The sequence below is a fragment of the Kitasatospora sp. NPDC006697 genome (genome assembly GCF_042869935.1).
Lineage (GTDB): Bacteria > Actinomycetota > Actinomycetes > Streptomycetales > Streptomycetaceae > Kitasatospora.
In genome coordinates this window covers 1-19133 of the sequence record NZ_JBIAGU010000043.1, presented here as the reverse complement: position 1 = coordinate 19133, position 19133 = coordinate 1, and the positions used below count along the sequence as shown (strand labels likewise).

At 74.9% G+C, this 19133-nt stretch carries 20 protein-coding genes; 9 read left to right on the top strand and 11 right to left on the bottom strand.

Features of this window, described 5'->3' with window-relative positions; genetic code table 11:
* Positions 1 to 20 precede the first annotated feature (20 nt).
* From ACFYNO_RS37730 to ACFYNO_RS37720, 3 genes are all read right to left on the bottom strand, one after another.
* Positions 21 to 1001 carry a MerR family transcriptional regulator gene (locus tag ACFYNO_RS37730; RefSeq protein WP_388022388.1) on the bottom strand — a complete coding sequence of 327 codons (981 nt, stop codon included), beginning with the start codon at positions 999 to 1001 and terminating at the stop codon, positions 21 to 23.
* A 151-nt stretch (positions 1002 to 1152) separates the two neighbouring features.
* A complete protein-coding gene (locus tag ACFYNO_RS37725; RefSeq protein ID WP_388022479.1) occupies positions 1153 to 1764 on the bottom strand; it encodes a sigma-70 family RNA polymerase sigma factor in 612 nt (203 codons plus the stop codon).
* Between the two features lie 120 nt (positions 1765 to 1884).
* Complete coding sequence (locus ACFYNO_RS37720; protein ID WP_388022386.1) at positions 1885 to 2796, bottom strand: LysR family transcriptional regulator; 912 nt, start codon at positions 2794 to 2796, stop codon at positions 1885 to 1887.
* A 90-nt stretch (positions 2797 to 2886) separates the two neighbouring features.
* On the opposite strand from ACFYNO_RS37720, the gene ACFYNO_RS37715 reads away from it, so the two are divergent.
* Both ACFYNO_RS37715 and ACFYNO_RS37710 read left to right on the top strand, forming a co-directional pair.
* Positions 2887 to 4365, top strand: a complete 1479-nt coding sequence (locus ACFYNO_RS37715) for an MFS transporter (RefSeq protein ID WP_388022384.1) — start codon at positions 2887 to 2889, stop codon at positions 4363 to 4365.
* Between the two features lie 138 nt (positions 4366 to 4503).
* Positions 4504 to 4797, top strand: a complete 294-nt coding sequence (locus ACFYNO_RS37710; protein WP_388022381.1) for a WhiB family transcriptional regulator — start codon at positions 4504 to 4506, stop codon at positions 4795 to 4797.
* 7 nt (positions 4798 to 4804) lie between these two features.
* On the opposite strand, the gene ACFYNO_RS37705 is transcribed toward ACFYNO_RS37710, so the two are convergent.
* Both ACFYNO_RS37705 and ACFYNO_RS37700 read right to left on the bottom strand, forming a co-directional pair.
* Positions 4805 to 5770, bottom strand: coding sequence for an amidohydrolase family protein (locus ACFYNO_RS37705; RefSeq protein WP_388022380.1), 966 nt, complete (start codon positions 5768 to 5770; stop codon positions 4805 to 4807).
* Positions 5770 to 6390 carry an NAD(P)-dependent oxidoreductase gene (locus tag ACFYNO_RS37700; protein ID WP_388022378.1) on the bottom strand — a complete coding sequence of 207 codons (621 nt, stop codon included), beginning with the start codon at positions 6388 to 6390 and terminating at the stop codon, positions 5770 to 5772. Before ACFYNO_RS37700 ends, ACFYNO_RS37705 begins: the two co-directional genes overlap by 1 nt.
* 135 nt (positions 6391 to 6525) lie before the next feature.
* Here ACFYNO_RS37700 and ACFYNO_RS37695 point away from each other — a divergent pair, with 135 nt between their 5' ends.
* Positions 6526 to 7182 carry a WHG domain-containing protein gene (locus ACFYNO_RS37695; protein WP_388022374.1) on the top strand — a complete coding sequence of 219 codons (657 nt, stop codon included), beginning with the start codon at positions 6526 to 6528 and terminating at the stop codon, positions 7180 to 7182.
* A gap of 197 nt (positions 7183 to 7379) precedes the next feature.
* On the opposite strand, the gene ACFYNO_RS37690 is transcribed toward ACFYNO_RS37695, so the two are convergent.
* The gene (locus ACFYNO_RS37690; RefSeq protein ID WP_388022371.1) at positions 7380 to 8081 is read right to left on the bottom strand and encodes a C39 family peptidase; all 702 of its coding nucleotides are present in this window, start codon (positions 8079 to 8081) and stop codon (positions 7380 to 7382) included.
* A gap of 271 nt (positions 8082 to 8352) precedes the next feature.
* Between ACFYNO_RS37690 and ACFYNO_RS37685 the strand changes: the two genes are divergently transcribed.
* Both ACFYNO_RS37685 and ACFYNO_RS37680 read left to right on the top strand, forming a co-directional pair.
* Positions 8353 to 9213, top strand: coding sequence for a TIGR03619 family F420-dependent LLM class oxidoreductase (locus ACFYNO_RS37685; RefSeq protein ID WP_388022369.1), 861 nt, complete (start codon positions 8353 to 8355; stop codon positions 9211 to 9213).
* Between the two features lie 100 nt (positions 9214 to 9313).
* Complete coding sequence (locus ACFYNO_RS37680; protein ID WP_388022368.1) at positions 9314 to 10147, top strand: SDR family oxidoreductase; 834 nt, start codon at positions 9314 to 9316, stop codon at positions 10145 to 10147.
* A 70-nt stretch (positions 10148 to 10217) separates the two neighbouring features.
* Here the strand turns inward: ACFYNO_RS37680 and ACFYNO_RS37675 are convergent, their stop codons facing one another.
* The 3 genes from ACFYNO_RS37675 to ACFYNO_RS37665 form a co-directional block, all read right to left on the bottom strand.
* Entirely contained in the window at positions 10218 to 10829 is a 612-nt protein-coding gene (locus tag ACFYNO_RS37675; RefSeq protein WP_388022365.1) for a class I SAM-dependent methyltransferase, read from the bottom strand.
* Between the two features lie 52 nt (positions 10830 to 10881).
* Complete coding sequence (locus tag ACFYNO_RS37670; protein ID WP_388022362.1) at positions 10882 to 11289, bottom strand: hypothetical protein; 408 nt, start codon at positions 11287 to 11289, stop codon at positions 10882 to 10884.
* A 220-nt stretch (positions 11290 to 11509) separates the two neighbouring features.
* Positions 11510 to 12103 (bottom strand): TetR/AcrR family transcriptional regulator, encoded by a 594-nt coding sequence (locus ACFYNO_RS37665; RefSeq protein WP_388022360.1) that lies wholly within the window; start codon positions 12101 to 12103, stop codon positions 11510 to 11512.
* A 97-nt stretch (positions 12104 to 12200) separates the two neighbouring features.
* Between ACFYNO_RS37665 and ACFYNO_RS37660 the strand changes: the two genes are divergently transcribed.
* Positions 12201 to 13235, top strand: a complete 1035-nt coding sequence (locus ACFYNO_RS37660; RefSeq protein ID WP_388022358.1) for an FAD-dependent oxidoreductase — start codon at positions 12201 to 12203, stop codon at positions 13233 to 13235.
* Positions 13236 to 13250: 15 nt separating this feature from the next.
* On the opposite strand, the gene ligA is transcribed toward ACFYNO_RS37660, so the two are convergent.
* On the bottom strand, positions 13251 to 15284 hold the full coding sequence (ligA, locus tag ACFYNO_RS37655) for an NAD-dependent DNA ligase LigA (RefSeq protein WP_388022356.1): 2034 nt from the start codon (positions 15282 to 15284) through the stop codon (positions 13251 to 13253).
* Between the two features lie 75 nt (positions 15285 to 15359).
* Positions 15360 to 15836: a hypothetical protein gene (locus tag ACFYNO_RS37650; protein WP_388022353.1), complete on the bottom strand. Its 477-nt coding sequence runs from the start codon at positions 15834 to 15836 to the stop codon at positions 15360 to 15362.
* Between the two features lie 286 nt (positions 15837 to 16122).
* On the opposite strand from ACFYNO_RS37650, the gene ACFYNO_RS37645 reads away from it, so the two are divergent.
* The 3 genes from ACFYNO_RS37645 (at position 16123) to ACFYNO_RS37635 (ending at position 18988) form a co-directional block, all read left to right on the top strand.
* Positions 16123 to 16881, top strand: coding sequence for an arylmalonate decarboxylase (locus ACFYNO_RS37645; protein WP_388022352.1), 759 nt, complete (start codon positions 16123 to 16125; stop codon positions 16879 to 16881).
* A 40-nt stretch (positions 16882 to 16921) separates the two neighbouring features.
* Entirely contained in the window at positions 16922 to 17677 is a 756-nt protein-coding gene (locus ACFYNO_RS37640; protein ID WP_388022349.1) for an SDR family NAD(P)-dependent oxidoreductase, read from the top strand.
* Between the two features lie 75 nt (positions 17678 to 17752).
* Positions 17753 to 18988: an MFS transporter gene (locus ACFYNO_RS37635; protein WP_388022347.1), complete on the top strand. Its 1236-nt coding sequence runs from the start codon at positions 17753 to 17755 to the stop codon at positions 18986 to 18988.
* The last annotated feature ends 145 nt before the right edge of the window (positions 18989 to 19133 follow it).

Sequence of the window (19133 nt, the reverse complement as noted above, 5' to 3'; positions counted from 1 at the left end):
GGGTGGATTGGATCCGTCTCTCAGCCGGTCACCGAGCGTTCGAGCAGGTCGACGGCGGCCGCGAGGGTGTGGGGGCTGGCGGTGCCGGCCGGTGGCCCGGTGCGGCCCCAGCCCGGGCCGGCGGCGACGACGAGCGCGCCGCCGCGCGCGCCGCGCGGGCCCCAACTGCTGGCGCCGACCCGGCCGATCAGCTCGCGGTCCGCGCTGCGCGGGTCCTGCGACCAGACCATCACGGCCCCCGGCCCCAGCCGGTGCACGGCGTCGAGCAGCGCCCGGGGCGGGACGGCCGCGCCCAGCATCCGGAACGGGAGCCCGCGTTCGGCCAGCGCGGCGGCGGTGGCCTCGATCGGGAGGGTGTGCTGTTCGGCGGGCGTCGCGGCCAGCAGGACGGGCGGCGCGGACCGGGTCGCGGACGGGGCGACCGCCGCGCCGCGCAGGACGGTGGAGACGTGCCAGGAGAGCAGGTGCTCGACCTCCACGTACTGCTCGCCGTCCACGGCCCACTTGCGGCCGACGGCGCGCAGCGCGGGCATCATGACCTCCGTCCAGGCCTCGACCACTCCGAGCGCGTCGACCGCCTCGCGCAGGATCCGGGTCACCTCCGGCGCATCGAGCCGCACCGCCGCCCGGGCCAGGCCGCGGCATTCGGGGCGCACCGTGCCGACCCGCAGGACGCGGCTGCCGCCGGGGCCCCGCTGCTCGCCGCCCTCGGCCTCCGCTTCCGTCCCCGGGGCGGGGTCTCGCTCCGCCAGGGCGGCTCGGGCGGCTTCGCGCGGCGGCACCCCGCGGGCGGTCAGGCGGCACATCGCCTCCAGCACGGCGATGTCCTGGCTGCTCCAGCGGCGGTGGTGGCCGGCCTCCCGGTGGGCGGGGCCGATGCCGTAGCGCCGCTCCCAGGAGCGGACCGTGGTCGCGGAGACGCCGAGCCGCCGGGCCACGCTGCCCGTGGGCAGGCCCGGCTCGGGGGTGGGGGCGGGCTCACTGCCGGCGGGAAAGGTCACCGTGCTGCGCTCCTCCCTGCGGCGAACCGCCACGGCGATGGGGCCCCAGCGAACCACATGCCGGCCGCCGGCCCTGCCCGCCGCGAGCGGCGTGGTCGGGCGAGGCGGCCAGCGCGGCGCAGGCCAAGCGGGCCGCGTACCCCGAGCCCCCTCACCGCCGCACCCCCGCCGCGCGGAGCGGTACCGCGCCGCGCGGCACCGCCCTCGCCGACGGCCGGTCGCCGACCGTCGTGATCGCCGCCCGCAGCCGGAGCAGCCCGTCGCGGATCCGCGTCTTGACCGTCCCCAGCGGCAGGCCCAGCCGGTGGGCGATCTCCCGCTGCGTGTAGCCGCCGTAGTACGCCAGCACCAGCGCCTCCCGCTGGGCCGTGCTCAGGCGGGCGAGCGCGGACCGGACCCGCTGCCCGTCGAGCGCCCGGACCGCCTGCTCCTCGGGCGGTTCGCTCGGCACCTGCTCCCGGCAGCCGGCGCGGTGGTCGCGTTCGGCGGAGGCCTGGGCGGCACGCACCCGGTCGACCGCCCGGTGGTGCGCCATGGTCAGCACCCAGGTGAGCACCGATCCGCGCTCGGGCCGGTAGGCGGCGGCCGTCCGCCAGACCTCCAGCAGCACTTCCTGCGTGACCTCCTCGGCGTGCGCCCGGCTGCGCAGCATGCGCAGCGCTTCGGCGTACACCGGTCCGGCGACCCGGCGGTACAGCAGTTCGAAGGCGCCGTCGTCACCGCGGGCCGAGAGCTGGAGCAGACGGCACAGCTCCGCGGCCATCGGGGCGGGCTGGGTCTTCGGTGCGGGAGTCACCCCCTCACGGTGCAGCGATTCGGCTCGGGAAGCCCAGTTGAAGCGTTTGTGCAGCGTTTCGGCGCGAGACCCCGGCCCGCCCCGCGATCACCCCGCGGCCGCCAGGACGAGCTCACGGGCCGTGCCGCGTAGCCAGTGGTGGGCGGGGTCGGCCTCGTGGCGCGGGTGCCAGGCCATGGCGAAGGGGAGGGCGGGAAGGGTCAGCGGGATCGGGAAGGTGGCCAGGCCGAGGGCGCGGGCGAGGGGGATGTTCTGCAGCGGGGCCAGCCCGACCAGATCGGTCTCGCGCAGCACGAAGAGCGAGGAGGTGAGCGAGCCGACGGTGGCCGCGACGGTGCGGGTCAGGCCCAGTTCCCGAAGGGCGTGGTCGACCGGGCCCTGCATCCGGCCGCGGCGGGAGACGGCCAGGTGTTCGGCGGCGGCGAAGCGCTCCGGGGTGACGGGCTCGCGGAGCAGGGGGTGGCCGGACCGGACCACGCCGACCATGCGCTCGTCGAGCAGGTGCTCGACCCGGATCTCCGGCTGGCGGCTGTCGATCACGCCGATCTCCAGGTCGGCCACGCCCTCGCGCAGCACCGGTTCGTCCAGGTGGCTCTCGATCAGGAACCGCAGCCGCACGCCGGGCGCCTCCGCGCGGATCCGGGCCAGCAGCGGCGGCCCGAGGGTGGCTGACAGGCCGTCATAGGCGATCACAGTGAAGGTCCGCACCACGGTGCGCAGGTCGGGTCGACCGGCGGTCAGGAAGAGCGCGCGGGCCCGCTCCACCACGTCGCGGACCTCGGCGTGGATGGCCAGGGCACGCGGGGTGGGCACCAGGGTCCGGCCGGCCCGGACCAGCACCGGGTCGCCGAGCGCCTTGCGGATCCGGCCCAGGGTGCGGCTCATGGCGGGTTCGGAGAGGTGCAGCCGGGCGGCGGCGCCGCGCACGCTCGACTCCTCGATCAGCACGTCGAGGGCGAGCAGCAGATTGAGGTCGAGGCTGGATTGCGTCACACGCAACGTCTCCCTGCAGAACATGCACTGGCCGATGGGTCAGCCCTCACCCTACGGTGAAAGTCGATCCCACCGACTTCCGCTCCGAGGAGAGCCGTGACCAGTCATGCCCAGGCACCTGCCGCCGCGCCCGGAACCGCCGATGGCGGCGGTCCGGCCGCCCCGCCCGGCCTGTCCCGCACCGTGCTCCTGCTGCTCTGCACCTGCGTGGGGCTGGCGCAGAGCATGGTCGCGGCCGTCAACCTGCTGATCCCCCGGCTCGCCGCCTCGCCACTGCATCCGACGCCGGGTCAGCTGCTCTGGGCGGTGGACGCCTATGTGATCGTCTTCGCCGGACTGCTCATCCCCGCCGGCGCGTTCGGCGACCGGTACGGCCGCAAGGGCGCGCTGCTCGCCGGTCTCGGCGTGCTGGCGCTGGGCGCCGCGCTGAGCGGTGCCGCACCGGGTATGGGGCTGGTGATCGCCGGACGGGCGCTCTGCGGGGCCGGGGCGGCGCTGGTGATGCCCGCCACCATGGCCCTGGTGGTGCAGCTGGCCGGTCCGGCGGGCCGGGCCCAGGCGCTGGCGGCCTGGACCCTGGCGCTCGGCCTGGGTGGCCTGGCGGGCAATGTGGTCGGCGGCCTGACGGCCCAACTGCTCTCCTGGCGCGCGCTCTTCGTGCTGGTGACGGTGCTCGCGGCAGCGCTGGCCGGGCTGGTCGCGCGCGGGCTGCCGCGGACGGCGCGCAACCCTCAGGTGCGGCTGGACCCGCTCGGCTCGGTGCTGCTCACGGCCGCCGTGCTGGCGGTGGTGGACGGCCTCGTCGAAGGCCCGCACCACGGGTGGGGCAGCCCGCGGGTGCTGGGCGCCTTCGGCCTCGGGGTGCTGCTGGCCGCCGCCTTCCTGCGGCATGCGCTGCGCTCGCCGCACCCGCTCTTCGACCCCCGGCTGTTCCGCTCGCCCCGGCTGCGGGCCGGAGTGCTGGGCACGGCGCTGAGCTTCTTCGGCCTCTTCGCCCTCTTCTTCGTCAACTCCCAGTACCTGCAGTACGCCAAGGGCTACTCGACGGCGCTCGCCGGGCTGGCGATCGGTCCGGTCACGATCGGCATGATCCTGGTCCCGCGGCTGGCCGCCCGGCTGGTGCCGCGCACCGGACCGGGGCCGCTGGCGGTCTCCGGGCTGGCCCTGATCGGCCTGGGCCTGCTGTTGGTCGGCACCGCCGACCAGCACACCCCCTACCCGGTCTACGCGCTCTGGCTGCTGCTTCTCTCCGTCGGCACCGGCCTCTGCCTGCCGACCCTGACCATCACCGTGGTCGCCGAACTCCCGGTGCGCCAGGCGGGGGTGGGCTCCGGACTGAACACGGCGGCGCGCGAGGTCGGGGCCGCGCTCGGGGTCGCGGTGATCGGCTCGGTGCTGGCCGCGCGCGGCGCCGGAGTGCCGCGCACGGCCGAGCAGTTGGCCCGGTTCAGCAGCAGCATGGACCTGGGCCTGCGGGTGGTGGCCGGTGTGCTGCTGCTCGGCACGTGGGCGGTGGCGATGGGCTACCGCCACCGTGGCCGGCCCGGTGCTTCCGTTCCAGCGGGGTCACGGTGATCGCCCGGACCCCGGTGGTCCGGGCACCCTCCGGGATCCGCTGTAGGCCGCCGATTTGCGCTTCGCGGTGATTAGCCGGCGCCGGGGCGGTTAGACGAGCGGGCAGATCGTGGTCGTCGACATCGAAGGAGGCCCCTGATGGCGGACCTGTCCCGTTTGCCCGGTGCTCTGGTGTACCGCTGGGAGTGGCAGTTGCGCGGCCGGTGCCGCGAAGCCGACAGCACGCTCTTCTTCCACCCCTTGGGCGAGCGGGGTCCCGCCGCCCAGGCCCGCGAGGAGGCGGCCAAGGCGGTCTGCGCCGAGTGCCCGGTGCGGATAGAGTGCCGCCGCCACGCGCTGCAGGCCCGCGAGGCGTACGGCGTGTGGGGCGGACTCACCGAGGACGACCGGCATCGGCTGCTGACCCGCCGTCGGAGCCCCGTGCTGAGCTGACCGGCTGTCAGAGCCGCAGCAGTGCGCGGGCGTTGTCGGAGCCGATCCGGTGCTTGACCTCCTCCGGGAGGTCGGCCTGTTCCAGGGCGGCTACCGCGGCGCCGGTCCTCTCGTAGGGGTAGTCGACGGCGAAGAGCACCGCCTCCGGGCCGAGCACGTGCACCAGCGCCTCGATCGCGGCCGGGGCGAGGATGCCGCTGGTGGTGGCCAGCACATTGCTGCCGAAGTACTGCGAGGGGCTGCGCAGCAGCGGGGCCGGGGTGCTGAGCGTGGCGTAGCGGGAGTCGAAGCGGGAGAGCTGGAAGGGCAGGAACTCCCCCGCGTGGCCGAGGATCATCCGGGCCCGCGGGTGGCGGTCGAAGACGCCGGAGAGCACGATCCGCATGGCGTGCCCGCCCGTGGTGGCCTGCCAGCTCCACAGTGCGCCGTCCATCTCGGGGTGGCCGGAGAGCACGTGCCAGGAGTCGGCGGGCGGCATGCCCGGGTGCAGGTAGAGCGGCACGTCCAGGTCGACCAGGGTGGCCCAGACCGGGTCGAAGGCGGGGTCGTCGAGGTACCGGCCCTGGATGTGGTCGTTGACCAGGACGCCCTTGAAGCCCAGCTCCCCCACCGCGCGCCGGAGTTCGGCGACGGCGGCGGCCGGGTCCTGGAGCGGGAGCGCGGCGAAGGCGGCGAACCGGTCCGGGTGCGCGGCGACGATCGCGGCCAGCGAGTCGTTGACGTAGCCGGCGTTGGCCACCGCGCGCGCCGGGTCCGGGTCCGCCTCGATGCCGGGGACGGTCAGCGACAGCACCTGCATGGCGATGCCGTTGGCGTCCATGTCCGGCAGCCGCAGCTCGGTGACGTCCGGCAGCCGCCGGACCACGTCGGCGACGAAGGCCGGGTCCATCCCGCTCGGGACCGGGAACGGAGGGCGGCGTTCGGCGAGGCCGGGGATGGCGATGGCCTCCTCGATCGCGATGTAGCCCGCCATCACGCCGCACCCGCCATCGGGACGAGGATGCCGGCGCCGGCCGCCGGCCGCTCGGCCTCGTCCAGCATCAGCGCCGCGACGGTGGCACGGGAGGCGTGCGGCGGCAGCAGCGGTTTGGGGTACTGCGCCAGCGGGACGTTGCGGCGGGCCGCGCTGACCTCGCCCACCCACATGTCGGGCGCGTGGAAGACGGTGGCCCCGCCGGCCAGCACGATCGCGTCGGCCGCGCCCTTCTCCGCCAGCTCCTTGCCGACGAACAGCCTCATGACGCCCTGGTAGATCCCTCCGCCGGCGCCGGTGGAGGCTCCCGAGCCCAGCGCGCCCAGCCAGAGCGTGCGGACCGGCAGCCCGGCCAGCAGCCGCGCACCCGCCAGCAGGGTGCCCGGGCCGTCGCCCTTGCCGATGCCGAGCGCGGAGACCAGCACGTCCACGTCGCCCAGCTCCGGGAACGACTGCGGCCTGGTCACGTCCGCCTGCCGCACCTCGACCCGGCCCGGCGCGGGCTGGGCGTACTGCTCCGGGCGGCGGACCAGGGCGACCACCTGGTGGCCGCGTTCGAGTGCCTGTGTCACGACCAGGCGGCCGACCCGGCCGGTCGCGCCGAGGACTGCGATGCGCATGGCGACTCCTTAACTGAACAGGTGTTGGTTACTTGAGTGAACACCTGTTGGTTATGGGTGTCAAGGCGCTCCGCCAGGGCGGACGGGCGCCGAAAGGTAAGGTGATCGACTGTCGCCGACAGGGAGGATCCGGGAATGGGCGGTGAGGAGGCCCCGCGCCGCCGGCGCAACCCCCGCGGGCAGGGGCAGGTGCTCAAGGCCGAACTGGTGGCGGCCGCGGCCCACCTATTGGCCACCCTCGACCAGCCCGAGACGCTGACCCTGCGTCAGGTCGCCCGCGAGGTCGGGGTCGCGCCCGCCAGCATCTACAGCCACTTCCCCGACCTCGGATCACTGGTCCAGCACGTGCTGCGCCTGCGCTACGCCGAGCTGGCCCGCCTGATGGACGAAGCGGCGGCCCCGGCCGCCGACCCGCTGGACGACCTGGTCGGCCGCTGCGCCGCCTACGTGCGCTGGGGCGTCGAGCACCCCGGCGAGTACCGCACGCTCTTCGGCGGCCGCATGCCCGCCGACCTCGCACTGCTCCAGGACCACGGCGCCGGCGAGGCGCTGCTGGGCTCCGTCATCGCCTCCCTCGCCGCCGCCAAGAAGCGCACCGGCGAGCAGTCCGACCCCGCCCGGCAGTGGCAGGACGGCCTGCTGCTCTGGACCGCGCTGCACGGCCTGGTGGTGCTCTACAACGACCACGGCGAGCTTCCCTGGCCCCCGCTGGACGCGCTGATCGCCGATCTCCTCGGCCTGCACACGGGCGAGCCCGCGGCGGAGGTCGCGGCGCGGCTCCAAGCGGGGTGACCACCCGGCACGGCGGCCTCGGCAGTGTGGGTGTCCCAGTGTCTCGGGCGGCCCCCGGTCGGGCCGCGCCGGGCCGACCGTCCCGCGGGCGCCGACCGGTCCGCGACCGGATCGGCGGAACTCCACTCCCCCGGGTGGCGCGGGCGCACAGAGCGGTGCCCCCGGCGGGAGGCCGGGGGCACCGTTGACGGGCCGGGTCAGGCGGACCGGGGGCCGTCCAGGACGACGGCCATCTGTCCGTAGGTGTTGTAGCCGGAGTCGAAGTCGTCGGCCGCGAGGGAGTACTGGCCGGCGTAGGGGTCGTTGATGCTGACCGAGTCGTCCGTGTAGTCCGTGACGACCACGGCGTGTTCACCCGGGCCCGCGTACGGGACGGACTGGCCGTCGTAGGCGGTGTAGTAGTCGGCGGGGCGGTTCTGCCACTGGAAGTCGGTCCAGATGACCGCGGCGTTGCCGTTGGCCAGGTAGGAGCGCAGGTCGTCCGGGGAGATGCCCTGGCCGGCGTTGACCACCGTCAGGCCGTAGGCCTGGGCAGCGGAGGCTACTGGCGGGTAGTACACGCCGTAGCCGGTTCCGGCGCTCTCCGAGCCGTCCGGGTCGCCGACGAAGGCCGCGAACGGGTCGCCGGAGAGCGGCCCGTCGTGGCCGAACTCGTAGTGCTCGCGGTCGACGCCGATCTGCGCGAGGACGTCCTCGTCGCTGGCGTCGACGCCGTAGCCGGCCAGGACCATGCGCAGGGCGCTGGCCTCGCAGTCGTCGTTCAGCTGCTGCGAGTACTCGGGGATCGGGACGGCGGTGGCGGCGCTGGCCGCTCCGGTGGGGACGAGGGTCAGCACCGTCCCGGCGAGGAACAGGAGCGAGCCCTTGACCAGCCGTCCGGATATCGCGTTTTCGCTCATGGCCCCGAACCTAGGCGGCTCCCCGCGGCCGTGCAGCGGACGTCCGCCCAACGGGTGAGCACGGGGAGTGGCCGTCGGGCGGATCCGGGGCCGCGCGGGCTGCCGTCAGTTGCTGCCCGCCTGGGCAGCGGAGCGTTCAACGTGGTTGCAGCGGAGGCCGCCGGGGCGGAGGGGCGGGTCCGGGGCGGACGGGAATGGGCCGGCGGTCCGGCCGGTTGCAGTTCTGGGCAAGGAAGTTGACGACCAGTCGGATCGATGGGAGCGGGGACGCGTGGAACTGGGTGTGTACGGGCTGAGCGCCAAGGCGGTGCTGGGGCCGGCCGAGACGGCGCGGCTGGCCCGGCGGGCGGAGGAGCTGGGGTACCGGTCCTGGTGGGTGGGCGACCATGTGGTGCTGCCCAGCCCGCGGGTGCCCGAGTCGCCGATGGCGCCCACCGATCCGATCCTCGACCCGCTGGTGCACCTGTCGTACGTGGCGGCGCTGACCGAGCGGATGGAGCTGGGCACCGGAATCCTGATCCTCCCGCAGCGCAACCCGCTGGTGCTGGCCAAGCAGGTGGCGAGCCTGGACGTGCTGTCCGGGGGCCGGGTGCTGCTCGGCGTGGCGCCCGGCTACCTGGAGGGCGAGCTGGCCGCGCTGGGGGTGCGGCTGAGCGAGCGGGCCGGCCGGACCGACGAGTACCTGGCGGCGATGCGGCAGCTGTGGACGGCGGCGGAGCCGGAGTTCCACGGGCGGTACGCCGACTTCGCGGGCGTGGACGCCCACCCCCGGCCGGTGCGGCCGGGCGGGCCGCGGGTGGTGGTCGGCGGGCACAGCCCGGCGGCGTACCGGCGGGCGGTGCGGTCGGGGCACGGGTGGATCGGGGTCGGCGGGTCGCCGGCGGACCTGGCCGGGCACCTGGAGGGGCTGCGGAAGGCGGCGGCCGAGGTGGCGCGGCCGGCCGGGCTGGGCCGCCTGGAGATCACCTTCCTGCAGGTCGATCCGGTCGAGGTGGACGCGCCGAGCGCGCTGCGGTACGCGGAGTCGGGCGTGGACCGGCTGCTGGTGTACCCGCTGCCGCTGGAGGACGCCGCGGCGGTGGAGGAGTTCCTGGAGCGGCACGCGGGGCTGCTGCGCCACCTGGGCGGATAGCCTCCCGATCGGTCGTGGGCGACGTTGCGGGCGGGCGGTTTCGCGCTGCCCGCGACGGGGATCGTGAGCGCTGCGGGGGTGGCGACCGGGAGGGGTTGGCGTGGAGAGACGCTGGTTGGTGACCGGGTGTTCGTCCGGGCTCGGGCGGGCGCTGGCGGTGGCGGCCGCGCGGGCGGGTGACCGGGTGGCGGCCACCGCCCGCAAGCCCGCCGCGCTGGAGGGGCTGGTGCGGGAGTGGCCCGGGCGGATCACGCCGGTGGCCCTGGACCTGCGCGATGCCGGGCAGTGCGAGGAGGCGGTGCGGACGGCCGTCGAGCGGCTGGGCGGGATCGACGTGCTGGTCAACAACGCCGGCTCGGGGCTCTTCGGTGCGGTGGAGGAGGTCACCGACGAGGAGCTGCGCGAGCAGTTGGAGGTGCTGCTGGTCGGCCCGTGGCGGCTGGCCCGGCTGGTCCTGCCGCTGATGCGGGCGCAGCGGTCCGGGCACATCGTCAACGTCTCCTCGCTGGCCGGCCGGGTGGCGGTACCGGGCCTGGGCGCCTACGTCACCGGCAAGTTCGCGCTCGAGGGCATGAGCCAGGTGCTGCAGGGCGAGGTGGCCGGGCACGGGGTGCGGGTCACCGTGGTGGAGCCGGGCGGGTTCGCCACCGGCTACGGCACGGCACTGGCGGAGGCCGCGCACCGGCTCCCCGCGTACCAGGAGTCGACCGCCGCGATGCTGGGCGGGTTCCGGACGATGGCCGACAACCCGGGGCTCGGGCGGCCGGAGGACTTCGCCGAGGCGGTGCTGCGGCTGGTGCGGGCGGAGCCGGGCGGGCCGCTGCGGGTGCCGGTGGGGGCGGACGCGTTCGCCTGGCTGGAGGCGGCCGAGCGGGCGGCGGCCGAGGAGCTGGCGGCGGCGCGTGCGCTGGTCGCCGGGGACGCGCAGCACTAGAGCCGGTCGAACGCGCCGGTCACAGCTCCTACGGGCCTGACCCGCGGGGCGGGAAACCGCCCGAGCGGCGTCAGGCGGCGATCGGACGCAGCACCGCGTAGTACGCGAACGGCGGACCGTACAGCCGGGCCACCCGCAGTCCGGCTCCCTCCGCCAGGCTGATCAGCGAGGACGGCCGGATCTGGTGCCGGTCGAAGAACTCGCCGACCACCAGCCGCCCGAACGGCTTCAGCACTCGGCGCAGCTCGGCCAGCGTGCGCGCCGGATCCGGGATCTCGCCCAACGCCGTCACCAGGTAAGCCGCATCGAACGTGCCGTCCGCGAACTCGAGTTCATGGGCGTCGGCGCAGTTCGGCACGATGGTGCCGATGCCCTGCTCCTTGGCCCGGCGGCTCACGTGGTCGAGCATCTCCTGCTGGATGTCCACGATGTCCAGCTGGCCGTCCGGGCCCAGCTGCGGTGCGACGTGCAGCGACTGCAGGCCGGTTCCGGGACCGATCTCCAGGATCCGCTCGCCCTCCCGGGCCTGAAGCACCTGGTCCAGGCGCTTCAGGGTCAGGAACGGCAGCGGCAGGTCGAGCAGCCAGCGCTGGGAGTACGGGTACGGCGCGGAGTCGGTGAACCACCAGGTGGCGACGGCGGCGGCAGCGCCCGCGCCGATCAATGCCCGCGAATGCCTCATAAGTTCCTCCTCGAATATCCGATGTGGGCCATCAGGTCGCGCTCTCTTCCGCTCAGCGGCCCGGCCGAGGGAAGGTCCGGGTCGCGAGCACCGCGCAGGCCGCGGCCAGCGGCAGCTCGGCGAAGACCGCCATCAGCACCGCCAGCTCGAAGTCCGCACCCCGGGCAGCCGTCATGGTGTCGAACCAGGCGTCGACCAGCAGCAGCACCGAGGTCGCGGCGGAGGTCAGGCAGGCCCGGCAGTCGCCGCACCTGAGGAGCAGTCCGGTGGAGAGCAGGCCGAGCGCCTCGAAGCCGTCCAGACCCGTCCACACCCAGGCCCAGTGCGAGGCCTGAGCGGTGGCCGGCAGCCCGGTGTACAGGAAGGCCAGCCAGGGAATCATCGCCAGCCCGAGCACGGTGAGAACCGTGGCCGCCCGCAGGCGGAGCGGATGAACGCCGGTCAGCTGACTGCTCGCCATGACGCCTGGCTCCCTCCCGTGCCCGCCCCTCGGGCACGCCACCAGCATGTCGTTCGCGCGCGCCCGAGGCAGTAGCGCTCCTACCCGACTTGATGGTGGTGCCAGGTACACCTCCAGCGGCCGGGTGCCGGGGCTGGCCCGAACGGCCGGGTGCTGCACGCCCCGCACCCGGGAGCGGTGGTGCGGATCATGCCGCCGGACGCGATCCGGATCACCACGATCAGGCGGGTGTGACGGGCGGGTAGACCGAGTCGAGCAGGTCGTGGACGAAGCCGTCGAGGTCGTCCAGCCCGGACAGCTCCAGGGCCTGCGGCCCGCCGCTGAGCAGGTGGGCGATGGCGGCGTGCAGCGCGAGGGTGACGGTGGCGGCGCGTTCGGGGGTGACGGGTAGTCCGGCCGCGCGCTGGGCGTGTTCGAAGCCCTGGAAGTCGGCGGCGGCGATCGGGTCGAGGATGTCGGCGAGCCAGGTCCGGCGGGCCGCTTCGAGCCGGAGCTCCTCGAAGGCGAGCATCCGGTCGCGGCCGGGACCGGCCACGTTCGTCAGCAGTCCGCCGATCAGCGCGGCCAGGCCGGCCCGGTCGACGGGTGCGGCGCCGCCGGCCGTCAGCTCGGCGGTGACCCGGTGGTACTGCTCGACGATCCGTTCGGCGGCCCCGCGCAGCAGGGCGTCCCTGGTCGGGTAGTAGTTCTTCGCCGTGCCGGCGGGCAGCCCGGCGGCGGTGTCGACGGCCCGGTGCGTCAGGCCGCGTCCGCCCGCGGCGGCCAGCACCTGGATCGCCGCGTCGCGCAGCAGATCGCGGCGGTTCCCACTCACCGTCAGCTCTCCTCTCCGGTTGGTGCGTTGCCCAGACTACCCCAGGCGTGGTACCACAGCTGTGGTGGCCTCGGAGACACACCTTGGGGGTGGCGTGATGGCTGGAACGGCCGTAGTGGTGGGCGCGGGCGTCGGGGGGCTGGCGACCGCGATCGGGCTGCGCCGGGCGGGCTGGCAGGTGACGGTGCTGGAGCGCCGCACCGCGCTGGAGCGGTACGGCACCGCCTTCGCCCTGCACCCGGCCGCGCAGGACGCGCTGGACCGGCTCGGCGTCGGCGCGGCGGTGCGCGAGCGGGCGGTGCCCTACCGGTCGGCGCAGGTGCGCACGCCCGGCGGGCGGGTGCTGGCGCAGCTGCCGCTGGAGCGGCTGGAGCGCAAGACCGGCCGGCCCGAACTGCTGGTCTCGCGGCCCTACTTGATCGAGGTGCTGCTGGCGGCGCTGGCGGACGTGCCGCTGGAGCTCGGCCAGACCGTCGCCGACCCGGCGGAGCTGTCGGCCGGGCACGACCTGCTGGTCGGGGCGGACGGCCTGCGCAGCGCCGTCCGGGCCGGCTGCTTCGGCGGGCGCAGCGGGCCGCGGACGACGGGCTCGGTGGCCTGGATCGGCATCGCCGACTTCGAGAGCGAGCTGCACGGCGAGACCTGGGGTCCGGGCCGCTTCTTCGGCCTCACCCCCGTCGAGCCGGGCCGCACCAACTGGTACGCGGCCGTGCCGCAGGGCACCACGGCCGAGGCGCTGCCCGGGCTCTTCGAGGGCTGGCACGACCCTATCCCGCGGATCCTCGACGGGACGGACCCGGCCGGCTGGCTCCGCTACGAGATGCGGCACCTCTTCCCGGCGCTGCCGAGCTTCGTGCACGGCGGGCGGGTGGCGCTGGTCGGCGACGCGGCGCACGCGATGACCCCGAACCTGGGCCAGGGCGCCTGCACGGCGCTGCTGGACGCGGAGGCGCTGACCCGCCACGTGGCCTCCGCCGGCCAGGACGGCCTGCCGGGGGCGCTGCTCGCCTACGACCGCGAGCGCCGCCGCAGCGCCCAGCGGGTGGCCTTCGCCTCGCGCAGCCTGCACCGCTTCGTCGCCACCGAGCGCACCTGGCTGCGCGACACGGTGGCGCGGCTGCTGCCGTCCTGACCGGGCCTCAGGCCGTCACGGCGTCAGCTGCTCGGCGACCAGGGCGGCGAACTCCTCCGGGCCGAGGATCCGGATTCCCAGCTCCTCCGCCTTGACCCGCTTGGAGCCGGCCTTCTCCCCCGCCACCAGCAGGGTGGTCTTCTTCGACACCGAGCCGGAGGCCTTGCCGCCGGCCCGCTCGATGAGCTCGTTCATCTCGTTGCGGGAGAGCGCGGCCAGTGCGCCGGTCATGCTGCCGGTGACCACCACGGCCTCGCCGGCCAGCGGGCCGCCGGCCTCCTCGGGCAGGTCGGCGACGGCGGCGGTCGGCTCGGTGACGGCGGTGCCGACCTGCTGGGCGATCAGTTTGTCGATCAGCGGGCCGAGTTCGGCGAGCTCGGCGACGATCACCCGGGCCTTGTCCGCGCCGATGCCGGCCACTTGGGCCAGGGCCTCGGCGTCGGCGGCGCGGATCGCGGCCATCGAGCCGAAGTGCGCGGCGATCCGGCGCGACATGGTCCGCCCGGTGCCGCGCACGCCGAGGGCGCAGAACACCCGGCCGAGCGGCTGGGTGCGGGCGGTCTCGATGGCTGCCAGCAGATTGTCGGTGCTGGTCTCGCCCATCCGCTCCAGGGTGAGCAACTGGTCCCGGGTCAGGGTGAAGAGGTCGGCCAGGTCGGTGACCAGGCCGGCCTCGACCAGTTGGACGGCGCGGGTGCCGCCGAGCCCTTCGATGTCCAGCTGGTCGCGCCCGGCGGCGTAGCCGATGCTGGCGACGAGCTGGCAGTTGCGGCCGCGCACGCAGCGCCAGCGCTGCTCGCTGCTGTCGATGGCGTCGCCGCAGCGCGGGCAGCACTGCGGGAACTCGATCGGCTGCTCGCTGCCGGTGCGCTGCTCGGTGAGCGGCGCCTCGACCCGCGGGATGACGTCGCCGGCCCGGTGGACGAAGACCTGGTCGCCGATCCGCAGGTCGCGCCGGGTGATGTCGGCGGGGTTGTGCAGGGTGGCGAAGGTGATGGTGACGCCGTCGATCACCACCGGCTCCAGCACCGCGCGCGGGGCGATGATGCCGGTGCGGCCCACGTTCCACTCGACGCCGAGCAGCCGGGTGACCTTGTGCACGGCGGGCAGCTTGCGGGCCACCGCCCAGCGCGGGGCGCGGGAGCCGGCGCCGGCCCGCTCCTGGTCGGCGGCGGCGTCCGCCTTGACCACCACGCCGTCGATGCCGAAGGGCAGGTGGGCGCGGAGCTCGGCGATCTGCTGGACCCGCTGCTGGGCCTCCTCCAGGGTGGCGCAGTGCCGGGGGTCGGCGGCGGTGCTGTGCGCGGTGTTGGCGCCGAGCTCGGCGAGCCGGGCCAGCAGGGCGGTGTGGGAGAGCTCGGCGGGCAGGCCGTGGGCGGCGTAGCCGAAGAAGGTGGACTCGATCCGGTAGGGCCGGTCCTTGGCCCGCAGGGTGCCGGCGACGGCGTTGCGCGGGTTGGCGAACGGGGTCGCGCCGTGCGCCGTGCGGGTCTCGTTGGCGTGCTCGAACTGGGCCTGGGTGAAGAGGACTTCGCCGCGGATCTCGACGTCGACGGGCTCGCCGAGGGTGGCGGGCAGGCCCTGGATCAGGTCGGCGGCGGCGGTGATGTCCTCGCCGGCCAGGCCGTTGCCGCGGGTGATCAGCCGGCGCAGCCGGCCGCCGGTGTAGCGGGCGGCGACAGCGAGGCCGTCGAGCTTGGGCTCCACGCAGTAGCCGGCGGCGGGGCGGCCGAGGCGGCGCTCCAGGCCGGCGGCCCAGTCGGCGAGCTCCTCGGCGGAGAAGACGTTGTCGAGCGAGAGCATCGGGACGGTGTGCGGCACGTCTCCGGTGGCGGCGCCGCCGGCCACCTTGCCGGTGGGCGACTCGGGCAGCACCTCGCCGGGGTTCGCCAGCTCGTAGGCCTCGATGGCCCTGACCAGGACGTCGTACTCGTCGTCGCCGAGGCTGGTGGAGCCGTCGGCGTAGTAGGCGGCCGCGGCGGTGACGGCCCGGGTGACGGCGTCCTGGTAGGCGGCGGGCGAGAGCAGCTGCTCGACGTTTTCGGTCATGTGTTCATTTTCGCTGGTGGCACTGACAGTGGCGCCCCGGCTGCACAGCGCCGGGGCGCCCCTGGTCGGGGTCGGTCAGCTGATGGTGACGGTGACGGGTCCGGCGAGTGCGGTGTAGCCGTCGTTCTGCAGGTACCAGGCCGCGTAGCTGCCCGCGGTGAGCGGGCTGGCGGCCGGGAAGGTGACGGTGCCGCCGGCGTCGGGCGCGTACTTCCGGACGACGGCGTCGCCGTTGCCCGGGCTGGTGCCCGGACGGTAGAGGCCGACCCGGTTCTTGGCGCTGAGGGTCGCGGCCGGGGTGGAGTAGGCGAGGGTGATGTCCGCCCCGGAGGTGACGGCGGGGGTGGTGGCGGTCAGGGTGGGAGCGGCGGGGACGGGCGTGGGCGCCGGCGCCGGCAGGGCGACGGGGCCCGCGTCGAGGTTGTAGTAGGCGGTGACACGGGCGGTGATGGTGTCGGTGTAGGGCACCAGGACCGGCGGCGGATCACCGCGCACCTCTCCCGGCAGGGCCGGGCGCGCCTGGTCCGGCTCGACGCGCTGGCCGCCGCGCACGACGCGGCGGTGCGCGAGGCCTGCGGCCTGGTGGAGCCGGAGCGGCTGCTGGAGCGCTTGGCCGCGCTCTGAGGCCGGGCGCCCGCGTGCGTGGGCTATGGTGGGCGCGGAATCCCTTTTCGAATGCCCCGGCAGTGATTCGAATATCCCGGCGGCGAATTGAACGGCCCGCCGGAAAATGTCAAGGAATTGTCGGATTGTCAAGATCTGCCGATTCCGCGTGAGGGAGTGTCAGGGTCGCTCTCCAGCGCCCCTCCTGGCGCGTGCCCGCTGTTAGCGTGCCGCCATGGATATCTTCGGACTGCCTCGCTTCGGCCTGCTGGTGCCGCCGGAAAACCCTGTCGCCGAGCCTGAGTTCATGCAGCTGCTCGGTTCCGAGATGAATGTCTACACCACTCGTTTCCCGGTGACCCCGGAATTCACGCTGGAAACGATGGAGATGTACAACAAGGTGCTGCCGGAGGTGCTCGCCACCTTCGGCCAGTTGCGGCTGGACGCCGTGGTGGTGGCCTGCAACGCCTCGCACTACCTGCTGAACCCGGCGGGCGACCGGGAGTTCCTGGCCGAGTTGTCGGAGCGGTTCGGGTTCCCGGTGCGCTCCTCCTCGCAGGCGATCCTCGACCTGCTCTCGGCGATCGGCACCGGCCGGCTCACCCTGGTCACGCCGTACGCCCCCTGGCTGACCGACATATCCCGCTCCTTCTGGGAGCAGGCCGGCCTGACCGTGAACCAGATCATCGTCACCCCCGCCGGCGAGGAGCCGCGGGACGAGGACGAGCACTACAACCCGTACCTGGTCACCACGAAGACCATCCTGGACCGGGTGCGGGCGGCGAAGCTGCCGGAGGACGAGACCGTCCTCTTCACCGGCACCGGCATGGCGACCCTGACCGCGGTGGCCGAGCTGGCCCGCGAGGAGGACCGGCGCACCCTGCTGACCTCCAACGCCGCCTCCGCCTGGTGGGCGCGCCGCACCGCGGGCGTCACCGACGGCGAGGGCACCCACCCGCTGATCCGCCGCCTGGGCAAGCTCGCCGCCCGCTGATCCGCCCCGCTACCCCACTCCAGTCAAGGAGGCGCCCGCCGTGGCCGCCAACAGCGAAGCACAGAACTCCGACTCCCCCGTCGCCGTGGTCAGCGGCGGCGCCTCCGGCATCGGGGCGGCCGCCGCGGCCGCGCTGAGCGCCCGGGGCGTGCGCGTCGCCGCCCTGGACCTGAAGCCGGAGGAGGTCGCCGGTCCGGCTCTCGGCCTCGCCTGCGACGTGACCGACGACGCCTCGGTGCGCCGCGCCGTCGCCGAGGTCGCCGAGCGCTTCGGCCGGATCGACATCGTGGTGAACAACGCCGGGATAGCCGCCCAGGGCACCATCGCCGACAACGACGACGAGGAGTGGCACCGGGTCCTGGACGTCAACGTCGTCGGCATGGTGCGCCTGGCCCGGGCCGCGCTGCCGCACCTGCGCCGCTCCCCCGCCGCCGCGATCGTCAACACCTGCTCGATCTTCGGCTGGACCGGCGTGGTCAACCGCACCCTCTACTCCGCCTCCAAGGGCGCCGTGCACGGCCTGACCCTGGCGATGGCCGCCGACCACGTGCGCGAGGGCATCCGGGTCAACGCGGTCGCCCCCGGCGCCGTGGACACCCCGTGGATCCAGCGGGTGCTGGCGCTCACCCCGGACCCGGCCGCGGCCCGCGCGGCGCTGGACGACCGCCACCCGCTGGGCCGGCTGGCCCGCCCCGAGGAGGTCGGCGAGGCGATCGCCTACCTGGCCCTGGACGCGACCGGCACGGTCGGGACGATCCTCTCCGTCGACGGCGGCATCCACGCACTGCGGCTCTGAACCACCCCGCCGGGCGGGCCGATCCGGCCCGCCGGGCTTGACCCTGACACCAATGGAAGGTTCCAGCATCTCACCATGACGAGCACCCAGCCGCCCGCCGGCACCGCCACCGCTCCCCCCACCGCATCCGACGCCCCGTCGGCCGCGAGCCAGAAGCTGCCGATGGCGGCGCTGCTCGCGCTGGCCGTCGCGGTCTTCATCACCAGCCTCACCGAGACCCTGCCCGCGGGCCTGCTGCCCGCGATGAGCTCCGGACTGCACGTCAGCCAGTCGGCCACCGGCCAGACGGTGACCGTCTACGCGCTGGGCACCGTGCTGACCACCATCCCGCTCGCCACCGCCACCGCCGGGTGGCACCGCAAGCGGCTGCTGCTGACCGCGATGGCCGGGTTCGCGGTCGCCAACACCGTGACCGCCTTCTCCGGCGACTACGCGCTCACCCTGGTCGCCCGGTTCGTCGCCGGCGTGGCCGCCGGGCTGGCCTGGGCCCTGCTGGCCGGCTACGCCCGCCGGATGGTCGCGCCCGCGCTGGAGGGCCGGGCGATCGCCATCGCGATGGCCGGCATCCCGGTCGCGCTCTCGATCGGCGTGCCCGCCGGCACCTTCATCGGCCAGGCGGCCTCCTGGCGCACCGCGTTCTACGCGATGACCGGCCTGACCGTGCTGCTGCTGGCCTGGATCGCCACCGTGGTCCCGGACTACCCGGGCCAGGCGGCCGGCGGCAAGATCCCGGTGCGCCGGACGCTGAAGGTGCCGGGCGTGACGCCGGTGCTCTTCGTGATGCTGGTCTTCGTGCTGGCGCACACCATCCTCTACGCGTACGTCGCGACCTTCCTGCACCACGTCGGGATGGGCGGCCAGACCGACGCGGCGCTGCTGGTCTTCGGCGTGGCCTGCCTGATCAGCATCTGGCTGGTCGGCACCTACATCTCCAGCCACCTGCGCGCCCTGACGGTCGCCAGCACCCTGCTGGTCGGCGCCTCGGTCGCGCTGCTGGGCGCCTTCTCGCACACCCATGTGCTGGTGTACGTCGCCGCGGCGCTCTGGGGCCTCGGCTGGGGCGGGGTGCCGACCCTGCTGCAGACGGCCGCCGGGCAGGCGGGCGGCGAGGCGGCGGACGCCGCGCAGGCGATCCTGGTGGTGCTGTGGAACGTGGCGATGGCCGCGGGCGGCATCGCGGGCGGCCTGCTGCTGGGGCCGGCCGGCGTGGGCTCGTTCCCGTGGATCGTGCTGGCGCTGCTGGTGCCGGTGCTGGCCGTGGTGGTGGTCTCGCGCACGCACGGGTTCCCGGCCCGGCGCGCGGCTGCCTGAGCCTGCGTCACCGCCTCCTACGGAAGGGGGCCCCCCCGGGGGGGGGGGCCCGCCGCGGCCGCGCCCCCCGCGGCGGGGCGGGGGGGGCGGGGGCGGGGCCCCCCCCCCCCAGCCCCCCCCCCCCCCCCCCGCCCCCCCCACCCCC

Excerpts from the sequence above, each read along its gene's own strand:
- ACFYNO_RS37695 (WP_388022374.1), top strand. The coding sequence starts at position 6,526 with ATGGGCGGTGAGGAGGCCCCGCGCCGCCGGCGCAACCCCCGCGGGCAG.
- ACFYNO_RS37635 (WP_388022347.1), top strand. The coding sequence starts at position 17,753 with ATGACGAGCACCCAGCCGCCCGCCGGCACCGCCACCGCTCCCCCCACC.
- ACFYNO_RS37660 (WP_388022358.1), top strand. The coding sequence starts at position 12,201 with ATGGCTGGAACGGCCGTAGTGGTGGGCGCGGGCGTCGGGGGGCTGGCG.
- ACFYNO_RS37645 (WP_388022352.1), top strand. The coding sequence starts at position 16,123 with ATGGATATCTTCGGACTGCCTCGCTTCGGCCTGCTGGTGCCGCCGGAA.
- ACFYNO_RS37690 (WP_388022371.1), bottom strand. The coding sequence starts at position 8,081 with ATGAGCGAAAACGCGATATCCGGACGGCTGGTCAAGGGCTCGCTCCTG.
- ACFYNO_RS37670 (WP_388022362.1), bottom strand. The coding sequence starts at position 11,289 with ATGGCGAGCAGTCAGCTGACCGGCGTTCATCCGCTCCGCCTGCGGGCG.
- ACFYNO_RS37725 (WP_388022479.1), bottom strand. The coding sequence starts at position 1,764 with ATGGCCGCGGAGCTGTGCCGTCTGCTCCAGCTCTCGGCCCGCGGTGAC.
- ACFYNO_RS37675 (WP_388022365.1), bottom strand. The coding sequence starts at position 10,829 with ATGAGGCATTCGCGGGCATTGATCGGCGCGGGCGCTGCCGCCGCCGTC.
- ACFYNO_RS37710 (WP_388022381.1), top strand. The coding sequence starts at position 4,504 with ATGGCGGACCTGTCCCGTTTGCCCGGTGCTCTGGTGTACCGCTGGGAG.
- ligA (WP_388022356.1), bottom strand. The coding sequence starts at position 15,284 with ATGACCGAAAACGTCGAGCAGCTGCTCTCGCCCGCCGCCTACCAGGAC.
- ACFYNO_RS37700 (WP_388022378.1), bottom strand. The coding sequence starts at position 6,390 with ATGCGCATCGCAGTCCTCGGCGCGACCGGCCGGGTCGGCCGCCTGGTC.
- ACFYNO_RS37705 (WP_388022380.1), bottom strand. The coding sequence starts at position 5,770 with ATGGCGGGCTACATCGCGATCGAGGAGGCCATCGCCATCCCCGGCCTC.